The following is a 16,450-nucleotide window of genomic DNA, read 5'->3' as shown; positions in this document are numbered from 1 at the left end:
GTTGAACACTAGTATCAAATGTTCTTTGGGGGGCAGCGTAAGTGGATAATCTTACAATGGTGTTACTTCGCACCCTTTTCTCGTATTTTTTCCTCCTGATCTTAGTACGGTTGATGGGAAAGCGGGAATTGGGAAAGCTGTCCGTTTTTGATGTAGTCATCTCGATCATGCTTGCAGAAATGGCTGCATTAGCGATTGAGGATGTCGATAAGCCTGCTCTTCGATTTTATTTGCCGATGCTGTTAATTGCCTTATTGGAAGTCGCCTTCGCTTATCTGTCATTAAAGAGCAAGAAATTCCGCGATACAGTGGACGGCTCTGCCGATTTGATTATAGAAAATGGGCAAATCAGGGAGCAGGCGATGCGTCGCAATCGCTTGAACATGGATGATTTGATGGTACATCTACGGCAAAAAGACGTAAAAAACATTGCCGATGTTGAATTTGCGTTGTTGGAGCCAACCGGACAGATGAGTGTGTTTTTAAAGGAGCAAAAAGAAAAGGTTACGAGGGAAGATTTATCGTTGATGAAGAAGCCACAAGTCGGTCCTGTCTCGTACAAAGGTCTGCCCATCCCTCTGATTCTCGATGGCAAAGTGAGAACGGAGGCACTGAACAAGATCGGACAAAACCAGCTTTGGCTGAAACGAGAAATCCGCAAATACGGAATCAAAGACATTCGAGAAGTTTCTTTTTGCAGCATTGACGAACGTGGCATCATGTATTTGGACAAAAAAGACAAGCCGCTGCAATAAGCGCTAGCGGCGAGGGAAGAACACGGCGAGTTGTTCGCCAATCCACGGAATGCGACGCACGTCTTGCTTGCCCAAAACGCGCATGGCGACGAGTAGGACAAAGTACAGCAAGGTGCTAATGAAGGTGCTTGCAGTCAATAGCTGTCCAATCGATACGTCCATAAACCAATGCTTGGCAATGTAGGAACCGGAATAACCCATGAGTAGCATGGCGATCGCGATTTTGCTGAATTCCCGAAGGTCGACCGTAAAACCAATTTTTTTGATCAGGCTAGCAAAATGCAATAATGTTCCAAGTGTAATGCCGATATTAAGAGCAATGACAGCGCCATGAATGCCGAATGCTGGATGTGCCGTGAAAAAAAACATGGCGACAGTTTTGATGATGGCACTGATCAACGTATTTCGAAAGACGACCTGGGCGTAATCGAGGCCTTGCAAGGCGGCTGCAAGCGGTGCTTGGAAAAACAGGAAGACGGAGAACGGTGCCAGCTCTTTTAGCAGCACGCCAACCTCCCGATACTCATTGCCGTAGAGCAGGACACATAAAGGTTCTGCAAAAATGGTGAGCAAGACGGTACAAGGTGCTCCGATGACGAGTGTAATCCGCATGGCTTGATAAATGCGGCGATGCACGAGTGGAGCATTTTTTTGATAGGCCGCTTCCGCCACGGCAGGAACGAGGGAAACGGACAAGGAATACGTTAAAAAAGTGGGAAAAAGCAACAAAGGAACGGCCATCCCGGCAAATTGTCCGTACAAACCAGTAGCCGTCGAGGTGGTAAAACCAGCAATGACGAGCGCGTACGGTACGAGCATAGGCTCTAGCACGTAAGCAATGGAGCCGATGATGCGACTTAGCGTTACAGGGAGTGCGACGTGGATGAGTTGCGACAAGCTCTTTTTGCTAGCTGAAACCGTCATGAGCAGGGGCTTATCCAGAAGCTGAGCTGCTGCTTTTTTGCTGCCTTTGCGATACTGCCAGAGAATGTACAAGAGTCCGGCGGCTTCTCCAAAAATAATGCTGGCGACAGCACCTGCTGTGGCGTACTCAATGCCTGCCGAAAGAAATGACATCGTCATGACAACGACCAGTGCCATGCGGACGACTTGCTCCACAAGCTGAGAGACCGCAGTAGGGATCATGTTTTGCTTGCCTTGGAAGTATCCTCGCAGGACAAGAGAAATACCGGAAATCGGGATGACCGGTATGGCCGCAAGCAGTACAATGTGTGCACGAGGGTCCGCGAATAGCATTCCTGCAATCCATTGGGAGAACAAGAGGAGCAGGACACAGATGACGAGGCTAATCCCGCCTGTGACCGACAAGGCTACTAACAGAAACCGGCGAGTCAGTCGCGGATTATTAGCCGCTTCCGTCTCTGCCACTTTCTTTGCAATGGCAACCGGAAGTCCGAATGTCGTCACAGTAATCAGAAAGTATAAAAGGGGCACAACCATCTGATAAAGCCCCATTCCTTCCGCTCCGATAATGCGCGACAACACGATCCTGTGAGCAAAGCCAAACACTTTGGTAATGCCACCAGCAATAATGAGGATGACCGTTCCGTAAAAGAAGGATTGTTTCATGGAAGGCTCCTTTGCAAGGATAAATTCACTCAGTAAAGAATATGGACGTGCCGCTGTCGGCATGACTACTTTGAGGGGGAAATTGGGATGGACCAAGCGCAAAAACAGGAATGGTATGGGCAAGTCGCAAGTCTTTGTGTAAGCAAGGCAGAGGAATTTGCTCTTTTGGGGTACGACAATGTGGCAGCTGAGGACGTTTGGGAATGTGTCACGAACGGCTACAAAGAAATGCCGCCGATACACCAGCTTGTCAACGACATTTTGTCATTGAAGCCAAACAAGTATATGAATTACCTCATGATTCAAATGTACAAAAATTCTTAGTGAAACTTCTTCTTATCTAAATCGTATAGGTAAAAATGCGGATTGCAGATAAGGGGTTGGTTACCATGGTTCGCTTTTCCAGCATGAATTGACACGTTTTTTCTTACTTCGCTATAATGGGCATATTGGTTTTCGTGTCGACGACGAGGCACGGCTAGGAAAGAGGGGTATTACATGATTAAATGGAGCAGGCTTGTATTGTTCCTGGTTGTGGTGGGCTTGTTGGGCGGTCTGTTTACCACGACTGGACAAGTAGCAAGCAATATCACACTAGGATTGGATTTGAAGGGCGGCTTTGAAATTTTGTACCAGGTAGAGCCCTTGAATGAAGGACAAAAGGTCGATACAACATTATTGGCTGCAACAGCGCAAATGGTTGAAAAACGGGTGAATATCGGTGGCGTTACTGAACCAGAGGTAAACGTCGAGCTGCCGGACCGAATCCGTGTGAGGATTGCCTCCCATGATGCTGATCAGGAAAAGCTTCGCGAGTTGATCGGCAAGCCAGCCGTACTTACGTTCCGTGACGTAGAAGGCAAGGTAATGATGAAAGGTAGCGATTTGGCTCCGGGTGGAGCAGCAGTCGGTTACGACGAACTGAAAAGACCGTTGGTTACCGTCAAATTTAAAGAACCGAAACTTCTAGAAGACGTGACTCGTGCAAATCTTGGTAAGCCAATGGGAATCTTCCTAGATGAAACCATGCAGACCAGTCCGACGATTCAGTCTGTCATTTCCGGTGGTAGTGCACAAATTACCGGTGACTATACGCAAGAATCGGCTCAAGAATTGGCTGACTTACTTAACTCCGGTGCGATGCCGGCGAAACTGATTGAGAAACAGGTAACATCTGTAGGCGCTACACTTGGTGCGATGTCCTTGGAGAAAACCTTGTATGCAGGATATATAGGTGGAGCATTTATCCTTATATTCATGTTGGTGGTTTATCGTTTGCCAGGGCTGGTCGCCAATATTACACTGGTAGCTTTCATCTATCTCTCCTTGCTATTCCTTGATTGGATGGATGCGACGCTTACACTGCCAGGGATTGCCGGTTTCATTTTGGGAATCGGGATGGCCGTGGACGCGAATATTATTACCTACGAACGTATTCAGGAAGAGATTCGTTCCGGTAAGACGATTCTATCTGCATTCCGTGCAGGTGAACGACGTTCCTTGGTCACCATTTTGGATGCACAGGTTACGGCTATGATCGCAGCTGTGGTATTGTATTTCTTCGGGACTAGCTCTATCCAGGGCTTTGCGATTATCTCGATGCTGACAACGATCGTAAGTATTTTTACAAACGTTTTTGCCTCTCGTTTCCTCCTCGGCTTGTTGATCCGTACGAACCTATTCAAGAAGCCGTCTTGGTTCGGGGTAAAGGAGAGTGAAATTGGTGAGTTATAGAGCACTAGAGTACGCTGATAAGTACAACATTGTAAAAAACCGTAAGAAGTTTTTTGTGATTTCATGGATTATTCTTGCGTTGGGCCTGTTGTCCATGTTCACTCTTGGGTTGAATCTCGGGGTTGATTTTAAAGCAGGTACACGTCTGGATATGTATATCGGGAAAGAGTTCTCGACGACTGATATTGATGCGATCGTCCGGGAAAAGCTACCAGAGACATCTTTTTCTGATGTGACAGCATATGGGGAAAAACAGGCTTTTACACGCTTTGAAGAAACCATTCCACCGGAAAAGCTGGCGGAGATTGAACAGGCATTGATAGCCAAGTATGGTGATCAGGTAACCAAGCAAGAGTCTACAGTTGATCCGATTATTGCACAAGAATTGGTACGCAATGCGGGTTTTGCAATTTTGTTCGCTGCACTTGGGATTGCCATCTACGTAGCGTTCCGCTTCCAGTTCTTGATCGGGGTCGCGTGTGCGATTGCTCTCCTGCATGACGTATTTATCCCGATTGCGTTGTTTTCCGTGTTTCGACTCGAGGTTGACTTGACCTTTATCGCAGCGATCTTGACGATTGTTGGTTATTCGTTGAACGATACGATTGTTATTTTTGACCGTATCCGTGAAAATGAACGCGTGATGAAGACCAAGACAATTGAAGACCTGGAACACCTGGTAAACGTGAGCTTGTGGCAGACAATGCGCCGCTCTGTCTTTACCGTGGTAACCGTTTTGGCGACAGCCGTTGCGATTGTGTTCTTGGGAAGCGAAGGGATTCGCAACTTCTCCCTCGTACTGATTTTCGGATTGCTCAGTGGTTCCTACTCTTCGATCTTTATCGCTGCGCAAATCTGGGTCTCTTTGAAAAAGAGAGAAATGAACAAGAAGCGCTTTTCAACAGCTCCAAACGAAAGCTAATCCGAAAGCCGTGGGGATATTCCCGCGGTTTTCTCCTTTTTTTACCGGAGAAAGCCTCACTATTGTCAGGCTTGTGCTCCATCCACTATAATGAATGAGGATTGGAGGAAAGCCCATGCTGAAAGCGAAAACACGCTGGAAACTGGCCACCTATGATGAGCAGCTTGCTGCTACTATTGCCGCAGATTGCCAGCTTACTCCGCTCGTATCCAAGCTATTGGTGATACGTGGCATTGACACATCACAAAAGGCTCGTGATTTTTTGCAAGCTGGTCCAGAATTGTTTCATGACCCTTTCTTGCTGGATGGAATGGAACAAAGCGTGCATCGCATTCAACAAGCCATTCAAAAGCAAGAACCGATTTGCATATACGGCGATTACGACGCCGATGGGGTTAGCTCCACATCGCTAATGGTACATCTACTGCGCCAACTCGGCGCTGTTTTTGACTACTACATTCCCAACCGTTTTACAGAAGGGTATGGGTTACATAAAGACGCATTGGCGCATCTGCATCATAGCGGCTATAAGCTGATTATCACTGTCGATACAGGGATTAGTGCAGTGGAGCAGGTAGCGTACGCGAACCAGTTAGGTCTTGACGTCATTGTAACCGACCATCACGAACCTCCGGCAATCATCCCGGAGGCATTTGCTGTGATTAACCCCAAGAAGCCCGGCTGTTCGTACCCGTTTGATATGTTGGCGGGAGTGGGGGTCGCCTTTAAAGTGGGGCATGCCTTGCTGAAAGAACCGCCACTGCATTTGGCTGATTTGGCTGCATTGGGGACGATAGCGGATCTGGTGCCGTTGGTAGATGAAAATCGCATTCTTGCTCGAGCAGGATTAAAGCGCTTAAATCATACAAGGAACCTTGGTCTGCAAGCCTTAATCCGAGTTTGTGGGTTGGCCGATACCGAGCTGTCTGCGGGACATGTAGGCTTTGCGCTAGGACCGCGTCTGAATGCGAGTGGAAGGCTGGAGACGGCTGAATCCGCTGTGAAATTGCTGACGACTTCGGATGTGGACGAAGCAGAGAAATGTGCCCAGGCGCTGGACGACTTAAACCGCGAACGTCAGGAAATTGTCGCAGCGATGACTGAGGAAGCTGTACAGATGGTGAATGAGCTGTATCCGCCTGACCAGAACAATGTTCTCGTTCTGGCTAAAGAAGGCTGGAACGTGGGCGTGGTAGGGATCGTAGCTTCCCGTTTGGTCGAGCTTTTTTACCGTCCAACGATTGTGCTTGGCATTGATCCGGAAAAAGGAACGGCAAAAGGTTCGGCAAGAAGCATTGCAGGTTTTGATATGTATGAAGGTCTGACTGCTTGCAAGGAATGGCTACCGCACTATGGCGGTCATACAATGGCAGCGGGAATGACCTTGCCTGTAGAAAATCTCGATCTATTACGCCAAAAACTAAACGAGCTCGCTGGGGAGTGGTTGTCCACTGAAGACTTCACGCCGATGACCAAAGTGGACGTTGCGATGAGCATGGAAGAGATCAGTTTGACCGCGGCGGAGCAACTCGAACAGCTTGCCCCATATGGAATGGGGAATCCAACACCGCTCGTTTTGTTAGAAGAAGTAGAAACACAAGGTATGCGCACTATTGGGCGCGATGACAATCATTTGAAGTGTACGTTGAACAAAGCGGGCACCTCTTTGGATGCAATTGGCTTCAACTGGGCACATGTAACAAAGAGAGTAACGCCAAAGGCACGTTTTCACGTATTGGGTGAAGTGTCTGTAAACGAATGGAACGGAAATCGAAAGCCTCAGCTGACGATTCGTGATTTGTCTGTTGGACACCAGCAAGTGTTTGACTGGCGTGGCAGTCGTGACAAGATAGAGAAATGGCAGCAAGTGATGGCGGAGTCAAATTCGGTGACCATCCTGTTTCGCGAGGAAAGCTACGAGCCACTGGCAGCGAAAGCGTTTAGCGATCAGGTGAATTCTTTGTTCGTGGTTGGTCGAGAGGGGACGAACATCACAGCCTCTTCCAACGTGATTTTGTATGACTTGCCGAAGCGTCGTTCCGAATTGGAAGTGGTTCGTGTCTTGCTCAAACAAGCGGAGCGTATATACTGTTTGTTTGGTGATCCGGATTTAGGAATGGAGCGGCTTTCCTGTCCGGGCCGCGATCATTTTAAACAGTTGTACCAGTTTTTCGTCCAGGTGCCAACTGTTAAAAAAATCCACTTGGATGCATTGGCCAAAAAGCTGCAATGGAAAAGAAATCTATTGGACGGCATGATCGCCATCTTTATGGAGCTGGAGTTTTTAGTAGAAGAGGCCGAGCAGTACACGCTCCAGGCCAACTCTGCGAAAAGGCCACTCGAGAGCTCTGTGCTCTACGCGAATTGGAAGGAAGAGACACAGCTTGCAACGGATTTATTGCTCTCTTCTTCTGATGCAATGATTCAAGCGCTTCATCAATTGGTGGAACCACCCACCGTTTAGGAGGAATTTTTCATGGATTTTAAACAATACATTCGTGTTATCCCAGATTTCCCACAACCAGGTATTCGCTTTAAGGACATCACCACTTTGTTGAAGGATGGCCCTGCTTACAAAGCAGCGATTCAAGACTTGGCTGTCTTCGCTCGTGAAGTACAAGCAGACGTGATTGCGGGTCCAGAAGCACGTGGATTCGTAGTCGGTGCTCCATTGTCGTACGAAATGGGAATTGGCTTTGTACCGATCCGCAAGTCTGGCAAGCTGCCATATGAATCCATCAAGGCCGATTACGACCTGGAGTATGGAAAAGATGCACTGGCTGTACACGTAGATGCTATCCAACCAGGTCAGCGTGTTCTGATTGCAGACGATTTGCTGGCGACAGGTGGAACCATTGAGACAACAATCAATTTGATTGAGCAACTCGGAGGTAAAGTAGTAGGAGCAGCCTTCTTCATCGAACTGTCCTACTTGGATGGACGTAGCAAAATAGGTGAAATTCCTATCAAATCGCTGGTTCAATATTAATTGATGCAACAAGGAAAAACGGGTGAAATGCCCGTTTTTTTCTTTTTTCTGGGGCTGTACATACTTTACAGGGGAATTCAGCTTTACAAGACGAACGACATACAAGATAATAGGATGAAATAGACAGACATGATACGTGCAAGTAAGCCTTCGCCTGCGCCAAAATGCTTGGCAAAGCCCAAGTTTTCTAGACGTATAGGAAAGTTCAAGTGCTTCACAGTGCGAAATGCGTCCAGGCTTAAACTTTCCGGAGCGCATCACGAAGTGCCTCAGCGTCTGCTTCCGGCAATACTTCGGTGAAACTTTCCGCTATAATGCGGTCGCTCCTCCGTGAGAAGGCCTCGAACGAGGTTATTTTACTGAGAGGATAAGGGAAGGGAACTATGATTACCGGCATTGATGAGATAGTAAAAAAAGCAAGCACCTATTTATCACAATCGGATATGGACCTGATTACACGTGCCTATCAGCTTGCCGAAAAAGCGCATGAAGGGCAAATACGCAAATCAGGCGTTCCTTACATTATGCACCCAATCGCTGTGGCGGGGATTCTTGCAAACCTGCACATGGATGCCGTTACGATTGCGGCTGGATTTTTGCATGATGTCGTGGAAGATACTGAGATTACGCTTGACCATCTCCGTGAACAGTTTGGACCGGATGTAGCTCTCCTGGTAGATGGAGTGACCAAGCTGGAAAAAATTAAATACAAGTCCAAGGAAGAGCAGCTCGCCGAAAACCACCGCAAGATGCTGGTTGCCATGGCACAGGACATCCGCGTCATCATGATCAAGCTGGCAGACCGTCTGCACAACATGAGGACGCTTCGGCACATGTCCGAGGAGAAGCAACGCGAGATTTCCGATGAAACGCTTGAAATCTTTGCGCCACTTGCTCATCGCTTGGGGATCGCTTCCGTCAAATGGGAACTGGAAGATACGGCGCTTCGCTATTTGAATCCGCAACAGTATTATCGGATTGTGAATTTGATGCAAAAGAAACGGGTGGAGCGCGAAGCCTACCTGAATGAAGCATCGGATACGATCAGAGAAAAGCTGGGCGAGTTAAACATCGAGGCAGAAATTTCGGGACGTCCGAAGCATATCTACAGCATCTTTAAAAAGATGACGAGACAAAATAAGCAGTTCAACGAGATTTATGACCTGCTTGCGTTGCGGATCATCGTGAATGACATCCGCGACTGTTATGCCGTTCTCGGTATCGTGCACACACTGTGGAAGCCCATGCCAGGCAGATTCAAAGATTACATTGCCATGCCAAAGACGAACATGTACCAATCTCTTCATACTACAGTGATTGGGCCAAAAGGTGAGCCATTGGAAGTGCAAATCCGCACGTGGGATATGCACCAGACAGCTGAGATCGGGATCGCGGCTCACTGGGCGTACAAGGAAGGCAAAAGCATCGTGCAAGGTTCGTTTGCAGAGAAGCTGGGTAGTCTGCGGGAGATTATCGAAGGTGGATCGGAAGAAGCTCCGAACGCGCAAGAGTTCATGGAGAGTCTCAAGCAGGATCTTTTCTCCGATACGGTTTTCGTCTTCACGCCAAAAGGCGATGTAGTCGAGCTGCCAAAAGGCTCTGTACCGCTGGACTTCTCCTATCGGATTCACTCTGCGGTAGGAAACAGAACGATTGGCGCCAAAGTGAACGGCAAGATTGTCCCGCTCGACTATGCGATGAAAACAGGCGATATCGTCGAAATCCTGACCTCTAAGCATTCGTACGGGCCTAGTCAGGACTGGCTTAAGATGGCCAAATCCGCGCATGCTCGCAATAAAATTAAACAGTGGTTTAAAAAAGAGAAGCGGGAAGAGAACGTCGCCAAAGGTCAGCAGATGGTGGAAGCGGAGATCAAGTCGCGCAGCTTTGATGTAAAAGAAGCGATGACGGAAACGAACCTGAAGGAAGCGGCAGCCCGGTTTAATTTCCAAGGGGCAGAAGACATGTTTGCCGCAGTCGGCTATGGCGGCATTACGGCTTCGCAAATTGCGACTCGTCTCCTAGACAAACTCCGTCGGGAGCGCGAAGAACAAAACCCGACCATTCCTGAGGTCAAACCGAATCCAGCAAATCATTCTGCCAAGAGTGAGTCTGGCGTCAAAGTCCGTGGCTTGGATAATTTGCTCGTCCGTATTTCGCGTTGTTGTACACCTGTCCCAGGCGACCAGATTATCGGTTTCATTACTAGAGGTCGTGGGGTATCGGTGCATCGACTGGACTGTCCGAACGTACTAACAGACGAATGTACAGAGCGTCTAATTGATGTCGAATGGGATACCGATTTCAAACATAATTTCCATGTAGAGATCGAGATCACGGGCAATGATCGGAGCGGACTGTTAAACGATGTACTGCAGGTTGTGGCAGAGACAAAGACGAACATTGCGGCTGTCAGTGGCAAGTCCGATAAAAACCGAGTGGCAACGATTCATATGACCATTTCGATTAGCAATGTGGATCATTTGTTGAAAGTAGTAGAGCGCATCAAGCGCATCAAAGATATTTATTCGGTTCGCCGGATACTGAGCACCTAATCCCTCGTGGATTGGGTGTTCTTGTTTAGCTAACAGGAAGGATGAGTCAGTGTGAGGGTTGTCGTACAAAGAACGAGAGAAGCGAGTGTTACCGTGGCAGGAGAGATCGTCGGACAAATTGATCAGGGCTTAATGCTGCTGGTAGGGATTACGCATGAAGACACAGAAAAAGAAGTAGAATTTGTCGCAGACAAAATTGCGAACTTGCGTATTTTTGAAGACGAGGAAGGCAAAATGAACTTCTCTGTTTTAGATAAGGGTGGTCAAATTTTGTCCGTATCACAATTTACGCTGTATGGCGATTGCAGAAAGGGCAGAAGGCCGAACTTCATGGCTGCCGCACGACCAGAGCAGGCTGAACCGCTGTACGAGCTGTTTAACGCCAAACTGCGTGAAAAAGGGCTCCAGGTGGAAACAGGACGCTTTGGCGCAATGATGGACGTACGTCTGTTAAATGATGGCCCTGTCACACTGATTGTGGAATCGTAGACACAGCCATGGGGGGATGAAAACATGGCCAAAGAAGCATTGGTGATCGGTGCGAGTGGCATGCTTATAGAGGTCTCCCGCTGGCTGGCTCGCCAAGGTTATCAAGTAACCGTGCTTGGCCGTGATCCAGTCAAATTAAGAAGTGTCAGAGACGGTTCAACTCATCCAGAGTCGTTTCATATGCTGCCACAAGACTATCACCAGACAGAAAGCTTGCGGGAGGCTATGGCCGAGCTCGTAGAGAAGAGAGGGCCGATGGATGTGGTTGTCGCGTGGATTCATTCGACTGCACCGCATGCACTCTATGTGATTGTGGAAGAACTGTCGTGTCCTGAGAAGCACTGGCAATTGCTGCATGTGTGTGGGAGCGGTGCTTGGAGGAATCCACCAATAGAACCTACATCAGAAGTTTGTATATATCGGCGGGTCGTCCTCGGGTTTACATGTACAGGTGAGCATTCCCGCTGGCTGACGAATGATGAAATTGCGGTTGGGGTGATTGACGCTCTGCAAGCAACTGAACGGCAAATAATCGTCGGTCAGGTCGAGCCGTGGGAAAAACGCCCGACGTATTAATCCAGATAGCGAAGACAAAAACAAAAACGATTGCATCCGGCAATCGTTTTTTGTCGTTTCAGTACTAAATTGGGTCAGTGAATGAAATTGGTTGCAGGGAGGATCAGATTTTTGCCGATCAGATTTGCGGAAATCGGCTTTTTCCCGACTTCTCGTGCCCATATCGATAGCTGCCCGACATGGTGGATTTCATGAGCGATCATGTGCCGCATAATTTCACCCCATGTGTACGTAGCGATACTGCCGTCTGGCTTCGTGTCCTGAAAGGCTCTTGTTTCCATACTTTCATCCCAATTGCGCAAAAATTGAAGCACATCCGGGCGAAAAGTCGCCTCCAGGTCACGAACCTTTTCCAACCGGTTGTGAAGGTCGAAGCTTTCTTGAAAATCAGGCCTTCCCAGCATGACTTGAATCCAGCTCCATTCTACATCAATAACATGGAACAGTGTGTGCAAAATACACCCGACACCACCGATGCGCGCACGTAGCAATTCTTCCATTGGGACATCCTCGCACCACTTCAGCCATTCTTCACGAACCATCCAATTGTACTCAAACATCGTTTTAATAGAAATCACTCCATTTTCAAAGGTTAACTTGTGATCACCTGCGTCCATACCGTGCGTTTGTTGATGTTGTGATTGATTTTCATCCGTCATCACTCCTTTCGATGCCTTATGATATTCGCAAATCCTCTTGGAATTCCTGCCTGACTTGCCTTGATGCGATCGGGTGCGCCATAAAAGAAATCCCCATATGAGAGAGCTTAAGCCAGCTTCTTTCGCATGGGGGTTTTTTATAAGAGAGGGATCAGCCTCCCTGATTGCTTTGTGTATTAAAGTACTGGACAATCCCTTTGAATAGACCTTCCGCTGCAAGATCCTGTTGTTTCTCGGAACGTGCGCGAATCTCATCGTTGTAGTTGGATAAGAAGGAGATCTCGGCCAAAATGGATGGCACCGGGTTTTCGCGTAGAACGAAATAGTTTCCGTAACGATAGTTCATATCCTTGTAGCTAGTCGCTTTCACCAGTTCCGTTTGAACCAGGGAGGCGAGCTTGCTAGAGTTACCTTGGCTGTAGTAGAAAATAATCGAGCCATTCGTTGCTGAGTTTGGATGCGTATTATGATGGACGCTGACAAAAATATTAGCCTGATTTTGAATCGCGATGTCGACGCGCTGTTGCAGGGTCAGTTTGCGATCATCAGCCCGTGTCATGATGACCTTGGCACCTGCGGCTTCCAGCTTGTTTCGCAGGAGCATAGATACTTGCAGATTGACCGTTTTCTCTAAAGTAGAGAAGCTAGACCCAGTCGAACCACCATCTGTACCACCATGACCAGCATCGACGACGATGACTTTGCCGACAAGTTCATTACTGCGTACCACAGCTGGCGCACCATTAGCAGAAACGAGCCAGCCAGCAATGTAGCCTGTGGAGCCGTCAGGGAAGTTTACTTGGAACCACTCGCCTGATTTATTGGCAATCCCGTATTTCTCGCCAGGCTGTACCTGTTTGATAACATTGTGATCGGTACTCGGACCAGAACGAACATTGGTATCTGGATTCATGATCGTCACGTATGGGCCACTCGGAGTAGGCATGCTTGGTTGGTTCACCGTAATGTGCCAGCCTGCCACCCAGCCAGTTATTCCGGCCGCCGTGTTGATGCGGTACCAGTCTCCTTGTTTTTCCAAAACAGTTAGCTTGCTTCCGACTGGAAGTGTAGCTTGAATGGCACTGGTTGTGTTCGGTTCACTGCGCAGATTCAATCCGTCCGTTTTTACTGTGGCGGTTTGACTTGAAGAAGATGGTTGCCCAGTCTGAGGTTGCGTGCTTCCATTTCCATTTTCGGGCAGAGTCGGTTGACCTGTGTCAGGGTTGGTTTGATCGGTGGAGAGCCAAGCGTTGACTCCGTCGTATGGAAATTGAATCCAACCATTTTGTCTGTTCAAGACCGTGATTTTCTCGCCCGCATGTAGTTGACCGATAGCAGGTGTACTGGCATCTGGCGTGGCGTATACGTACGGAGCGAAATCCAAGGTTAGGCTGGCTCCTTGTACGGCAGGAGGCTTCGGTTGTGATCCTGTGCCCGCAGGATTGGTTGTTGGGGGTGTGCTACCAGTAGAGGGAGGAGAAACTGCTTGTCCCGCACCTACTTCTTTTACAAGCCAGTTTGCTACCCAGCCTTTTGTTCCTGCGTTGAGTTGAATTTGGAACCATTCGCCACTCTGTTGCACGATGGGGTAGCGCGTACCTGGATTGATTGTTTGTACGACTGCATAAGTCTGACCGGGTCCAGAACGAACATTGAGATTCGTTGTGGTGCTCTCCACGTGCTTGGCAGATGCAGTTGCTGGTTGCTGTTGCTGTTGCTGTGTGCTGACGAGCCAGTTCGCTACCCAACCGTTTTGACCGTTCGGAAGCTTTACCTGAATCCAGTCATTTTTGGTGGAGATGACGGGCAGCACGGTTTTGTTCGGCAGTGTAGTGACGATAGCGTCTTGGAGGCTAGGACCTGAACGGACGTTGAGCTTGTCCACGGTGACCTGAACAGAACCGGCGGCCCAAGCTGCAGAAACGGGGAGGGAAATGGCACAGACGACAGTCAGGAGACTCCTCAGGATCTTTTGACGAACAAACACGATAGACATCCTTTCCGAAATACGTAGCTTTTTGAATTCATTGCTCTCTTGCATGTTTTTACCAAAATAATCACTTCGCTATTTCTCCTGCTTTTTCCTGCAAAATACGACAAAGTTCTGCATGAATTCCCTGATTGCTTTTCATCAGGGAAGGCAATACTAGATTTTACTAGATGCTAGCGCACGCAGCTTTTCAGGAGGAATTCATCGTGAGACAGTCAAAGAAGGAAACATTCGCGCAAGGATTGAATCGGCAGTTTTTGTCTGTTGATTTTCAAGACGATTTGGAGAAAGAAATGTCACTACAAAATGTAGAAATGGCCCAAGATTTTCATCCAGGCCTGCGGGATATCCAACACCCTCGGCAAAAACGAAAGTGACCTTGCACACGATGCCACAACTTGTCTAGTTGACCCGAGTAATTCTCGTCGGCTATGATGAGGAGTGGCATTTTTGAAAAAAGCAGGTGAACTCCATGATACAGATCATATGTGAGGGACACGCATTCGAGCGGGAACTCTCCTTAATTCTCGCGTTATTTTATGAAGACCCAGCGCTCACTTTTGTGCCCGAGTGGACAGGTGAGGCTGATTTGAAAATCAAGCTGGCATTGACTGTGCACGAAAATGGAGTCGTAGCTTCAGGAGAGCTATACGATGGCAAACGAAGCATTTCCCATCAGGTGGAGCGTGACTACGTAGCACGTGATGAAAAAGCGATGAAAAAGACGGCCAAGCAAGCTCTTTGTTATGCGCTGTTATTGATGCTGGAAGAATACACGGGCATGGAGCAAGGCTGGGGTATTTTGACCGGGATACGCCCGACGAAACTGCTGCATCAGTTGAACGCCGCTGGTGTAGACAGACAGGAAGCACACAAGAGATTGCAGCAGGATGTGATTTTGCGTCCATACAAGCTAAAGCTTTTGCAAGAAATCGTAGACAAGCAGCTCTACGTCGTGCCTGATTTGTATCAAATTGATCGCGAATTGTCTGTGTATATCGGCATCCCCTTCTGTCCGACGAAGTGTGCGTACTGTACGTTTCCTGCTTACGCGATTCGCAGTCATACGGCTTCGGTTAATCCGTTTCTCGAAGGTCTCCATTATGAGATGGAGCGGATGGGAGAGTGGCTTCGCGTGAATGACCAGCGGATCACGTCCATTTATTTCGGTGGCGGAACTCCTACGAGTATTACCGCGGATGACATGAACCAGCTGTTTGAGACGATGCATCGCTCATTTCCACACATGGGAGATGTGCGCGAGCTGACGGTTGAGGCGGGAAGACCCGACACGATCACTCGCGAAAAGCTTGATGTGATGAAGCAGTGGGAAGTGGATCGGATCAGCATTAATCCACAGTCGTTCACGCAGGAGACGCTCCAGGCAATCGGACGTCATCACACCGTCGAAGAGACGATTGAGAAATACCATCTGGCTATGGAGATGGGCTTGACTAATATTAATATGGACCTGATCATCGGGCTACCAAACGAAGGCGTAGCCGAGCTGGCGTACAGCCTTCAAGAGGTAGAAAAGCTAATGCCTGCCTCGCTGACGGTTCATACGCTGTCTTTTAAAAGAGCATCAGAAATGACGCAGAACAAAGACCGCTACAAGGTCGCCAGTCGGGATGAGATCAGCAAAATGATGGAGATGGCCTCCGAGTGGACAGCGGCGAACGGCTATGACCCATACTATTTGTATCGGCAGAAAAACATTTTGGGAAATCTGGAGAATGTCGGATATGCCAAGCCAGGGCAGGACAGCATCTACAACATCATGATCATGGAAGAGGTACAAACCATCCTTGGTCTCGGATGTGGTGCAGTATCCAAGCTGATGGCCCCAGGAAGCGGAAAGCTGACGCGCTTTCCGAATCCGAAGGACCCGAAAACGTACAATGACACGTACAAGGTTCTGGTTGAAAACAAGCTCCGTGATTTGGATGAAATCTATTCGGGTGCGAGAACGGCTGGACAGGTATCTGGCAAGTAAGTGATGGATATACTTGTTATTAATAAAAAAAGTTTTATTTGAGCGCCTGTTGACGGCTGTTGGCGGGTTTGCTATGATTCACATTAAGCTTTTTTATTGAATAAGAAATGATCTGATGACGGGAACAAGTATCTAGGAACCGGATACCCAGAGAGAAAGCGCCGTGGCTGAGAGTGCTTTCGTATAACGGCTTGG

14 protein-coding genes are annotated in these 16,450 nt (G+C 48.3%); 11 read left to right on the top strand and 3 right to left on the bottom strand.

Annotated features, from left to right (window positions below; translation table 11 throughout):
• The first annotated feature begins 41 nt into the window (after positions 1-41).
• A complete protein-coding gene (locus tag HP399_RS21465) occupies positions 42-755 on the top strand; it encodes a DUF421 domain-containing protein (RefSeq protein WP_173618905.1) in 714 nt (237 codons plus the stop codon).
• Positions 756-758: 3 nt separating this feature from the next.
• Here the strand turns inward: HP399_RS21465 and spoVB are convergent, their stop codons facing one another.
• On the bottom strand, positions 759-2,345 hold the full coding sequence (gene spoVB / locus HP399_RS21460) for a stage V sporulation protein B (RefSeq protein WP_173618904.1): 1,587 nt from the start codon (positions 2,343-2,345) through the stop codon (positions 759-761).
• Between the two features lie 87 nt (positions 2,346-2,432).
• On the opposite strand from spoVB, the gene HP399_RS21455 reads away from it, so the two are divergent.
• The 8 genes from HP399_RS21455 to HP399_RS21420 all read left to right on the top strand — a co-directional run bounded on the left by HP399_RS21455 (position 2,433) and on the right by HP399_RS21420 (position 11,610).
• Complete coding sequence (locus tag HP399_RS21455) at positions 2,433-2,669, top strand: post-transcriptional regulator (RefSeq protein WP_106839329.1); 237 nt, start codon at positions 2,433-2,435, stop codon at positions 2,667-2,669.
• A 174-nt stretch (positions 2,670-2,843) separates the two neighbouring features.
• Positions 2,844-4,079, top strand: a complete 1,236-nt coding sequence (gene secD, locus HP399_RS21450; RefSeq protein WP_173618903.1) for a protein translocase subunit SecD — start codon at positions 2,844-2,846, stop codon at positions 4,077-4,079.
• Entirely contained in the window at positions 4,069-5,001 is a 933-nt protein-coding gene (secF, locus tag HP399_RS21445) for a protein translocase subunit SecF (RefSeq protein WP_173618902.1), read from the top strand. The genes secD and secF overlap by 11 nt, the downstream gene beginning before the upstream one ends.
• Positions 5,002-5,116: 115 nt before the next feature.
• A complete protein-coding gene (gene recJ, locus HP399_RS21440) occupies positions 5,117-7,465 on the top strand; it encodes a single-stranded-DNA-specific exonuclease RecJ (RefSeq protein WP_173618901.1) in 2,349 nt (782 codons plus the stop codon).
• A gap of 12 nt (positions 7,466-7,477) precedes the next feature.
• Entirely contained in the window at positions 7,478-7,990 is a 513-nt protein-coding gene (locus tag HP399_RS21435; RefSeq protein ID WP_017247577.1) for an adenine phosphoribosyltransferase, read from the top strand.
• A 383-nt stretch (positions 7,991-8,373) separates the two neighbouring features.
• Positions 8,374-10,545 carry a RelA/SpoT family protein gene (locus HP399_RS21430; protein WP_173618900.1) on the top strand — a complete coding sequence of 724 codons (2,172 nt, stop codon included), beginning with the start codon at positions 8,374-8,376 and terminating at the stop codon, positions 10,543-10,545.
• A 51-nt stretch (positions 10,546-10,596) separates the two neighbouring features.
• Entirely contained in the window at positions 10,597-11,034 is a 438-nt protein-coding gene (dtd, locus tag HP399_RS21425; protein WP_173618899.1) for a D-aminoacyl-tRNA deacylase, read from the top strand.
• A 24-nt stretch (positions 11,035-11,058) separates the two neighbouring features.
• A complete protein-coding gene (locus tag HP399_RS21420) occupies positions 11,059-11,610 on the top strand; it encodes a short-chain dehydrogenase (RefSeq protein WP_173618898.1) in 552 nt (183 codons plus the stop codon).
• Positions 11,611-11,684: 74 nt separating this feature from the next.
• Here the strand turns inward: HP399_RS21420 and HP399_RS21415 are convergent, their stop codons facing one another.
• Both HP399_RS21415 and HP399_RS21410 read right to left on the bottom strand, forming a co-directional pair.
• A complete protein-coding gene (locus HP399_RS21415) occupies positions 11,685-12,179 on the bottom strand; it encodes a DinB family protein (protein ID WP_173619253.1) in 495 nt (164 codons plus the stop codon).
• A 241-nt stretch (positions 12,180-12,420) separates the two neighbouring features.
• On the bottom strand, positions 12,421-14,310 hold the full coding sequence (locus HP399_RS21410; RefSeq protein WP_173618897.1) for an N-acetylmuramoyl-L-alanine amidase family protein: 1,890 nt from the start codon (positions 14,308-14,310) through the stop codon (positions 12,421-12,423).
• Positions 14,311-14,465: 155 nt separating this feature from the next.
• Here HP399_RS21410 and HP399_RS21405 point away from each other — a divergent pair, with 155 nt between their 5' ends.
• Positions 14,466-14,636 carry a hypothetical protein gene (locus HP399_RS21405; RefSeq protein ID WP_173618896.1) on the top strand — a complete coding sequence of 57 codons (171 nt, stop codon included), beginning with the start codon at positions 14,466-14,468 and terminating at the stop codon, positions 14,634-14,636.
• Between the two features lie 95 nt (positions 14,637-14,731).
• Positions 14,732-16,255: a coproporphyrinogen III oxidase gene (locus tag HP399_RS21400; protein ID WP_173618895.1), complete on the top strand. Its 1,524-nt coding sequence runs from the start codon at positions 14,732-14,734 to the stop codon at positions 16,253-16,255.
• The last annotated feature ends 195 nt before the right edge of the window (positions 16,256-16,450 follow it).

The sequence above is a fragment of the Brevibacillus sp. DP1.3A genome (assembly GCF_013284245.2).
Classification (GTDB): domain Bacteria; phylum Bacillota; class Bacilli; order Brevibacillales; family Brevibacillaceae; genus Brevibacillus.
The sequence above is the reverse complement of the archived record's forward strand: the minus strand, read 5'-3'. Positions and strand labels throughout refer to the sequence as shown.

What these genes read in the sequence shown, in the direction of transcription:
- spoVB (WP_173618904.1), bottom strand. Translation starts at nt 2,345, where the DNA reads ATGAAACAATCCTTCTTTTACGGAACGGTCATCCTCATTATTGCTGGT.
- HP399_RS21455 (WP_106839329.1), top strand. Translation starts at nt 2,433, where the DNA reads ATGGACCAAGCGCAAAAACAGGAATGGTATGGGCAAGTCGCAAGTCTT.
- secD (WP_173618903.1), top strand. Translation starts at nt 2,844, where the DNA reads ATGATTAAATGGAGCAGGCTTGTATTGTTCCTGGTTGTGGTGGGCTTG.
- recJ (WP_173618901.1), top strand. Translation starts at nt 5,117, where the DNA reads ATGCTGAAAGCGAAAACACGCTGGAAACTGGCCACCTATGATGAGCAG.
- HP399_RS21435 (WP_017247577.1), top strand. Translation starts at nt 7,478, where the DNA reads ATGGATTTTAAACAATACATTCGTGTTATCCCAGATTTCCCACAACCA.
- HP399_RS21430 (WP_173618900.1), top strand. Translation starts at nt 8,374, where the DNA reads ATGATTACCGGCATTGATGAGATAGTAAAAAAAGCAAGCACCTATTTA.
- HP399_RS21420 (WP_173618898.1), top strand. Translation starts at nt 11,059, where the DNA reads ATGGCCAAAGAAGCATTGGTGATCGGTGCGAGTGGCATGCTTATAGAG.
- HP399_RS21410 (WP_173618897.1), bottom strand. Translation starts at nt 14,310, where the DNA reads ATGCAAGAGAGCAATGAATTCAAAAAGCTACGTATTTCGGAAAGGATG.
- HP399_RS21400 (WP_173618895.1), top strand. Translation starts at nt 14,732, where the DNA reads ATGATACAGATCATATGTGAGGGACACGCATTCGAGCGGGAACTCTCC.